Below are 6,308 nucleotides of genomic sequence, written 5' to 3'. Positions count from 1 at the left end.
TGCCGTTAAGGCCACCTTGCGGGCGTCAGACGCCCGCAAGGTGGCCTTAACGGCATTACAGCAGCCTCAGCGTGACTGGGCCTGGCCCGGCATGGCGATGGCGGTGGGCTTCTCGCCCGCTTCGGCCCGCCACGGCGTGCCCCGGCGTGAGGCGGCGACCATCGCGGCCAGCGCCATTCCGCGCAGCGCGGCGTCGTCGGTGCGGGTCAGGACGTTCAGCCAGGCCGCCGCGGTGTCCGACTCGGCCGTGGCGATGACCGCGGCCGCGGAGCCGCTGTCGGTAACCGGCTTCGGCGGTACGTAGGCGGCTTCCGGAGCCACCGGGGACGTGCCGGCGGCGGAGATCAGCTTCCGGCACAGGTCGCGCCGCTCGGCGTGCTCGGCCATCCCGCTCTTCTCCGCGTCGCCGAACGCGGCCGGGAGGAAGGCGCTGACCAGCCCGTACACCCAGACCGCCGCGTGCTCGGCGGCGAGCGCCTTCTGGAGCGGGTCGATCGCCTCCGGCGGGAGCGCGCCGGCAGGCGCGACCGGATCCGGGGCGTCGTCCCCTGGGCCCAGCGGCGGGGCGACCCGCTGGAGCGCCGCGCAGCCCGCCGCGACCGAAGCGACCAGGCCCGCCCGGTATCTCGGCAGCCCGCCGACGAGGTCCGCGGCCTGCTTGCGCGCCTCCGCCAGCCGGTCGCGGAAGCCGTCGACGCCGCTCGGCGGGACCGGTGTGGCGGACGGAGCGGCCGCCTTCGGCCGGTTCAACCGGTCCACTTCGGACTTGAGCGCCGCGGCGTGCGCGGCGCGGGCTTCGGCGACCTGAGCGGCGACGGCGTCCGTGCCGAGCGCACGGGCGGCCGCGGCGTCCGCCTCGGCGGCGGCGAGCAGCGGGGCCAGCGGATCGGGGCTCTCGTCGTTGCCCCCGGAGCAGGCGGCCAGCGGCACGGCCAGTGCGGCCAGCGCCCCCGCTCGCAGGGCGGCACGTCGGCTGAACTCGATCGATCTTGCGGTCACGTGGGCCCATCCTGCCAGGTCCGCCCACGGCACCGCCGCTCGCGCGTGACGGCGGCCCCACCAGATAAGCTGGTCCACTACGACCGCAGTCGTGACCAGCCCGCCCGCTCACCCAGCCGAACAGGAGTGCTCCACGTGCCCAACGAACTCGCCAGCCGGCTGGAGCCGATAGTGGCCGAAGCCGTCAGCACCGCGGGTTTCGACCTCGACGCCCTCGAGGTGCAGCAGGCCGGCCGCCGCCGGCTGGTCAAGGTCGTCGTCGACTCCGACGACGGCGTCGGGCTGGACGAGGTCGCCGAGGTCAGCCGTGCCGTGTCGGCCGCACTCGACGACAACGATCACGTACTGGCCAGTGCCTACACCCTCGAGGTCACCTCGCCGGGCCTCGACCGGCCGCTGACCCTGCCGCGCCACTGGCGCCGCGCCCGGTTCCGCCTGGTGCGCGTCACGCCGCGCGAGGGCGACGCGTTCGTCGGCCGGGTCGGCCACGCGGGCGAGAAGTCCGCCCGGATGCTGATCGGCGGCGAGCTCACCGACGTCGGCTACGCCTCGGTGGCCAAGGCCGTCGTCGAGATCGAATTCAAGCAACCACCGGCCGAAGAACTGAAAACGTTGGAGGAGGACGCGTCCGGCATGATCCGTGCCACCGGCGGCGAACCCGCCCCGACCGCACCTGAGGAGGGGCAGAAATGAACGTCGACATCGCCGCCCTGCGCGCCATCGAGCGGGACAAGGACATCCCCTTCGAGACGGTCATCGAGGCCATCGAGACCGCGCTGCTGACCGCGTACAAGCACACCGAGGGCCACCAGCCGCACGCGCGGATCGACATCGACCGCAAGACCGGCCTGGTCCGCGTCCTCGCGCACACCCTCACTCCCGACGGCCAGGTCGACGAGGAGTGGGACGACACGCCCGAGGGCTTCGGCCGGATCGCCGCGACCACCGCGCGCCAGGTCATCCTGCAGCGCCTGCGCGACGCCGAGCACGAGAAGACCTTCGGCGAGTTCTCCGCCAAGGAGGGCGAGATCGTCGCCGGGGTCGTGCAGCGCGACGCCCGCGCCAACGCGCGCGGCATGGTCGTCGTCCAGGTGGGGGACACCGAGGGCGTCCTGCCTTCGGGTGAACAGGTGCCGGGCGAGCCCTACGAGCACGGCAGCCGCATCAAGGCGTACGTCCTCGTCGTCTCCCGCAGCAACCGCGGCCCGCAGATCACCCTGTCCCGCTCGCATCCGAACCTGGTGCGCAAGCTGTTCGCGCTGGAGGTCCCGGAGATCGCCGACGGCACCGTCGAGATCGCCGCAGTGGCACGCGAGCCGGGACACCGGACGAAGATCGCGGTCAAGTCCACCGTGGCGGGCGTCAACGCCAAGGGCGCCTGCATCGGGCCCGTCGGCGCGCGCGTGCGCAACGTGATGAGCGAGCTGGCAGGCGAGAAGATCGACATCATCGACTACTCGGACGATCCCGCCACCTTCGTCGGGAATGCCCTGTCCCCGGCGAAGGTTGTGTCGGTGAAGGTCGTGGACGAGCGGGCGAAGGCCGCCCGCGTCGTGGTGCCCGATTTCCAGCTGTCGCTGGCCATCGGCAAGGAGGGGCAGAACGCCCGCCTCGCCGCCCGGCTGACCGGCTGGCGCATCGATATCCGCAGCGACGCGGCCCCCGCCGAGGCGGGTGATCAAGGCCACTCCGAAGATCCGCGGCCCGCCGCGACAACCGGTTCGGCTGAGTGAAGGTCGAAGCGCTAGACTCAGGAGTGGTTCGAAGTCCGCGGCGGGCACCCGAGCACCGAGCGCACCGGGATTCTCCGGTGCGCACTTGTGTGGGCTGCCGGCAGCGGGCCTTGATCGGTGAGCTGTTCCGAGTGGTCGTGCAGGACGGGCGGCTGGTCGTCGACGAACGTCGGCGGCTGCCGGGCCGGGGAGCGTGGTTGCATCCCGGGCCGGACTGCCTGGCCAAGGCCGAACGGCGGCGAGCCTTCCCCAGGGCGTTACGCGATCCTGGGGCGCTCGACGCCCAAGCGGTCCGCGAGTACCTCACGGGCACTTAGCGCGGCGCGCCGAGCGAGAAACGGAGCCGGGACATCCCCGGGTCCGCACGGAATGAAGGAAGCAGGTCGACCCGTCATGAGTCAGCCGTGAAGCTGAAGCCATGAACGCGCGACGATAAGGACGAGGTCAGCGGGTCCGCCGCCTGGCCTCCCCTAGATGAGGAGAGCTGTGCCAGGCAAGGCCCGTGTACATGAGCTCGCTAAGGAGCTCGGCATCACCAGCAAGGAAGTTCTCGCCAAGCTCAAGGAGCAGGGCGAGTTCGTGAAGTCCGCGTCCTCCACGGTCGAGGCGCCGGTCGCCCGCCGGCTGCGCGACGCGTACTCCCCGAAGAGCGCGGCCAAGAAGCCCGCGCCGACCCCCGGCCCGCCGGCGCGTCCCGCGCCGCCCGCGGCCAACGGCGCGGCACCCGCGTCGCCGAAGCCCGCCGCGCCCGCTCCGCAGGCACCGGCGGCCAAGCAGCAGCAGGCCCCCGCGCCGTCCGCGCCGAAGCCGGGCGGTGCCCGTCCCGGCCCGCGGCCCGGTCCGCGCCCGGCGCCCCAGCAGCAACCGCAGCAGGAGGTCCCGGCCGCGAAGGCCGAGCCCGCCGCAGCGCCCAAGCAGGACACCCCCGCGCCGTCCGGACAGCAGTCCTCCGGCACGGTCGTCCCGCCCAAGCCGCAGGGCCCCAAGCCCGGCGGTCCCAAGCCCGGTCCGCGCGCGCCGCGGGTCGGCAACAACCCGTTCGGCGTCGGCTCCGGTGCGCCGGCCCCGCGCCCGCCCGCCCCGCGGCCGGGTTCGGGTCCTGACCGCGCGCCCCGTCCCGGCGGCGGTTCGGAGCGTTCCGGTGGCGACCGGCCCGCACCGCGTCCCGGTGGTGGCTCCGGCGGCGGCAACCGGCCGAGCCCCGGCAACATGCCCCCGCGCCCGAACCCCGGCATGATGCCGGGCCGCCCGGCCCGTCCGGCCGGTGGTCCCGGTGGCGGCCGTGGTGGTCCCGGTGGCGGCGCTCGTGGCGGCCCCGGTGGCGGCGGTCGTCCCGGTGGCGGCGGCGGTTTCCGCGGCGGTCCCGGTGGTGGCGGCGGCGGTGGCTTCCGCGGCGGCCCCGGCGGCGGTGGCGGCGGTGGCGGTTTCCGTCCCGGTGGCGGTGGCCCCGGTGGCGGTGCCCCGGCCGGTGGCGGCGGTTTCCGTGGCGGCGGCGGTGGCCGTGGTGGCCCCGGCGGCCGTGGCGGCACCGCGGGTGCCTTCGGGCGCCCGGGTGGTCCCTCGCGCAAGGGCCGCAAGTCGAAGCGGCAGAAGCGCCAGGAGTACATGGACAACATGCAGGCGCCCAGCGTCGGCGGCGTCCGCCTGCCCAAGGGCCAGGGCGAGACGATCCGGCTGCCGCGCGGTGCCTCGCTGACCGATTTCGCGGAGAAGATCGACGCGAACCCGGCCTCCCTTGTCCAGGTGCTGTTCCACCTCGGCGAGATGGTCACCGCGACGCAGTCGGTGTCGGACGACATCCTCGAGCTGCTCGGCGGCGAGATGAACTACGTCGTCCAGGTCGTGTCCCCCGAGGAGGAGGACCGCGAGCTGCTGGAGACCTTCGACATCACCTACGGCGAGGACGAGGGTGGCGAGGAGGACCTGCAGGTCCGGCCGCCGGTCGTGACCATCATGGGTCACGTCGACCACGGTAAGACCCGCCTGCTGGACACGATCCGGAAGACGAAGGTGCGCGAGAGTGAAGCCGGTGGCATCACCCAGCACATCGGCGCCTACCAGATCGAGACCGAGCTCGAGGGCACTCCGCGCCTGATCACCTTCATCGACACCCCGGGTCACGAGGCGTTCACCGCCATGCGTGCCCGTGGTGCGAACTCGACCGACATCGCGGTGATCGTGGTGGCGGCCGACGACGGTGTCATGCCGCAGACGGTGGAGGCGATCAACCACGCCCAGGCCGCGAAGGCCCCGATCGTGGTGGCGATCAACAAGATCGACAAGGAGGGCGCGAACCCGGACAAGATCCGGCAGCAGCTCACCGAGTACGGCCTGATCGCCGAGGAGTACGGCGGCGACACGATGTTCGTCGAGATCTCCGCGCGGCAGAACATCAACATCGACGGTCTGCTCGAAGCGATCCTGCTGACCGCGGACGCCGCTCTGGACCTGAGGGCCAACCCGAACATGGAGGCCCAGGGTGTCGCGATCGAGGCGCACCTCGACCGCGGCCGCGGTCCGGTGGCCACCGTCCTGGTCCAGCGCGGCACGCTGCGCGTCGGTGACTCGGTCGTGGCGGGCGACGCCTACGGCCGCGTGCGCCGGATGGTCGACGAGCACAACGTGGACGTCACCGAGGCACTGCCCTCGCGTCCGGTCCAGGTCATCGGGTTCACCTCGGTGCCCGGCGCGGGCGACACCTTCCTGGTGGTCGACGAGGACAGGGTCGCCCGGCAGATCGCCGAGCGGCGGTCGGCCCGGACGCGGAACGCGCTCAACGCGTCGCGCCGCAAGCGGGTCAGCCTCGAGGACCTCGACTCCGCCTTGAAGGAGACGAACAGCCTCAACCTGATCATCAAGGGTGACAACTCGGGTACGGTCGAGGCGCTGGAAGCCTCGCTGCTCCAGCTGGACGTCGGCGACGACGTCGAGCTGAACGTGGTGCACCGCGGTGTCGGTGGCGTGACCGAGTCGGACATCGACCTGGCGACCGCGTCCGACGCGATCGTCCTCGGGTTCAACGTCCGCGCGCAGGGCAAGGCGACCGAGCGGGCCGCCCGCGAGGGTGTCGACGTCCGCTACTACACGGTCATCTACCAGGCGATCGACGAGATCGAGCAGGCCCTGAAGGGCATGCTCAAGCCGGAGTACGAGGAGGTCGAACTCGGCAGGGCGGAGGTCCGCGAGGTCTTCAAGTCCTCGAAGTTCGGCACCATCGCCGGTTGCCTGGTCACCTCGGGCGAGATCCGGCGCAACGCCAAGGCACGTCTGCTCCGCGACGGCACCGTCGTGGCGGAGAACCTGCCGGTCAGCTCGCTGCGGCGGTTCAAGGACGACGTGGTCGAGGTTCGTGACGGGTACGAGTGCGGTCTGACGCTGGGCTCGTACAGCGACATCAAGGTCGACGACCAGATCGAAACCTACGAGCAGCGGGAAAAGCCGCGTGCGTAGTAGTGCGTGAACCCCGAGGTGTGCGAGGACTTCCTCGCACACCCGACGGGCGCGCCCACGCAAAAAAAACTAACATAACACCCCCTGTCGATAGTACATAGGTGAAGACTACGGCGAAGGTACGCT

The 6,308-nt window shown here is 72.1% G+C and carries 5 protein-coding genes; 4 read left to right on the top strand and 1 reads right to left on the bottom strand.

Annotated elements, in window-relative coordinates; translation table 11 throughout:
- Positions 1-66: 66 nt before the first annotated feature.
- The gene (locus tag ACFWX1_RS45105; protein WP_378396089.1) at positions 67-999 is read right to left on the bottom strand and encodes a ferritin-like domain-containing protein; all 933 of its coding nucleotides are present in this window, start codon (positions 997-999) and stop codon (positions 67-69) included.
- 135 nt (positions 1,000-1,134) lie between these two features.
- Between ACFWX1_RS45105 and rimP the strand changes: the two genes are divergently transcribed.
- From rimP to infB, 4 genes are all read left to right on the top strand, one after another.
- Positions 1,135-1,692, top strand: coding sequence for a ribosome maturation factor RimP (gene rimP, locus ACFWX1_RS45100; protein ID WP_378396088.1), 558 nt, complete (start codon positions 1,135-1,137; stop codon positions 1,690-1,692).
- Positions 1,689-2,732, top strand: coding sequence for a transcription termination factor NusA (gene nusA / locus ACFWX1_RS45095; RefSeq protein WP_378396087.1), 1,044 nt, complete (start codon positions 1,689-1,691; stop codon positions 2,730-2,732). Before rimP ends, nusA begins: the two co-directional genes overlap by 4 nt.
- A gap of 77 nt (positions 2,733-2,809) precedes the next feature.
- Positions 2,810-3,049, top strand: a complete 240-nt coding sequence (locus ACFWX1_RS45090; RefSeq protein ID WP_378396086.1) for a YlxR family protein — start codon at positions 2,810-2,812, stop codon at positions 3,047-3,049.
- A gap of 169 nt (positions 3,050-3,218) precedes the next feature.
- Complete coding sequence (gene infB / locus ACFWX1_RS45085; protein WP_378396085.1) at positions 3,219-6,182, top strand: translation initiation factor IF-2; 2,964 nt, start codon at positions 3,219-3,221, stop codon at positions 6,180-6,182.
- Positions 6,183-6,308: the final 126 nt, after the last annotated feature.

The organism is Amycolatopsis sp. NPDC059021 (genome assembly GCF_042739895.1).
Lineage (GTDB): Bacteria > Actinomycetota > Actinomycetes > Mycobacteriales > Pseudonocardiaceae > Amycolatopsis.
This window is presented reverse-complemented; position numbering and strand designations above follow the sequence as displayed.

Excerpts from the sequence above, each read along its gene's own strand:
- nusA (WP_378396087.1), top strand. The coding sequence starts at position 1,689 with ATGAACGTCGACATCGCCGCCCTGCGCGCCATCGAGCGGGACAAGGAC.